This is a genomic window from Kitasatospora sp. NPDC023120 (assembly GCF_055560835.1).
The window spans coordinates 1-1,830 of the sequence record NZ_JBVHHY010000107.1 but is presented as its reverse complement, the minus strand read 5'-3'; the positions used below and the strand labels follow the sequence as shown (position 1 = coordinate 1,830).

Below are 1,830 nucleotides of genomic sequence, written 5' to 3'. Positions count from 1 at the left end.
CCAGGCCAACTACGCCGCCGCCAACGCCTACCTCGACGCCCTCGCCACCCACCGCCACACCAACGGACTGCCCGCGACCTCCCTCGCCTGGGGCCCCTGGCAGCAGGACGCGGGCGGCATGACCGCGACGCTGGCCGAGCAGGACCACGCCCGCATGCGCCGGACCGGCCTGCTGCCGGTCCCGGCGGACCGCGCCCTGGCCATGTTCGACGCCGCACTGGCCGGCCGGGAAGCGACCGCCGTCGCCGCCCTCTTCGACACCGGCCGGCTGCGCGCCCTCGGCGAGGTGCCCGCGCTGTACCGCGGCCTGGTGCGCGGCGTCGCACGGCGGGCGGCCCAGGGTGCCGCAGCCGGCGCGTCGCCCGTACGGGAGCGGCTGCACGGGCGGAGCCCGGCCGAGCAGGAGCAGATCCTGCTCGACCTGGTCCGCGGCGCCGTCGCGGCCGCGCTCGGCCACGGCTCGGCCTCGTCCGTCGACCCGAGCGGCCAGTTCAAGGAACTCGGCTTCGACTCGCTGACCGCCGTCGAGCTGCGCAACACGCTGGCCGCCGGAACCGGTCTGCGGCTGCCCGCCACCCTGACCTTCGACCACCCGACCCCCACCGCCGTCGCCCGCCTCCTGCTCGCCGGGCTGCTCGGCGAGGGCGACAGCGGCGCGGTCGCCGGCGCCGCCGCACCGACTGCCGCGGTCGCCCGCGCGGACGACGACCCGATCGTGATCGTCGGCATGGGCTGCCGCTTCCCCGGCGGCGCCGACACCCCCGAGGCACTGTGGCGGCTGGTCGCCGACGGCGTCGACGCGATCGGCGACTTCCCGGACAACCGCGGCTGGGACGTCGAGAACCTCTTCGACGCCGACCCCGAGGCGATCGGCAAGACGTACGCCCGCCAGGGCGGATTCCTCTACGACGCCGACGAGTTCGACGCCGAGTTCTTCGGCATCAGCCCCCGCGAGGCCCTCGCCCTCGACCCCCAGCAGCGCCTGCTGCTGGAGACCAGCTGGGAGGCGGTCGAGCGGGCCGGCATCGACCCGAAGTCCCTGCAGGGCAGCCGTACCGGCGTGTTCACCGGCGTGATCGCCCAGGAGTACGCCTCGCTGACCTACCTCGGCGACGAGGGCGCCGAGGGCTACCTGGTCACCGGTCTCGCCGCCAGCGTGGCGTCCGGCCGGGTGTCCTACGTGCTCGGGCTGGAGGGCCCGGCGCTCACCGTCGACACCGCGTGCTCCTCCTCGCTGGTGGCGATGCACCTGGCCGTCCAGGCGCTGCGCAACGGCGAGTGCACCATGGCCCTGGCCGGCGGTGTCACCGTGATGGCCACGCCGGGGATGTACCAGGAGTTCAGCCGGCAGCGCGGCCTGTCGCCCGCCAGCCGCTGCCGGTCCTTCGCGGGTGGCGCCGACGGCGTCGCCTGGGGCGAGGGCGCGGGCATGGTGCTGCTGGAGCGGCTCTCGGACGCCCTGGCCAACGGTCACCGGGTGCTCGCGGTGGTCCGCGGCTCGGCCGTCAACCAGGACGGTGCCAGCAACGGGCTCACTGCCCCCAATGGGCCGTCGCAGCAGCGGGTGATCCGCGCCGCCCTGGCCGACGCCCGGCTGACCGCCGACCAGGTCGACGCCGTCGAGGCGCACGGCACGGGCACCACGCTCGGCGACCCGATCGAGGCCCAGGCCCTGCTGGCCACCTACGGCCAGGCACACGAACCCGAACTGCCCCTCTGGCTCGGCTCGTTCAAGTCCAACATCGGGCACACCCAGGCCGCGGCCGGCGTCGCCGGCGTGATCAAGATGGTCGAGGCGATGCGCCACGGCATCCTGCCCCGCACCCTGCA

1 protein-coding gene is annotated in these 1,830 nt (G+C 75.3%); it reads left to right on the top strand.

Going from position 1 to position 1,830, the window contains the following annotated elements; genetic code table 11:
* Window positions 1-1,830: acyl carrier protein (locus ACZ3TI_RS40925; protein ID WP_465735674.1), on the top strand; the 1,830-nt coding region annotated here is incomplete at both ends.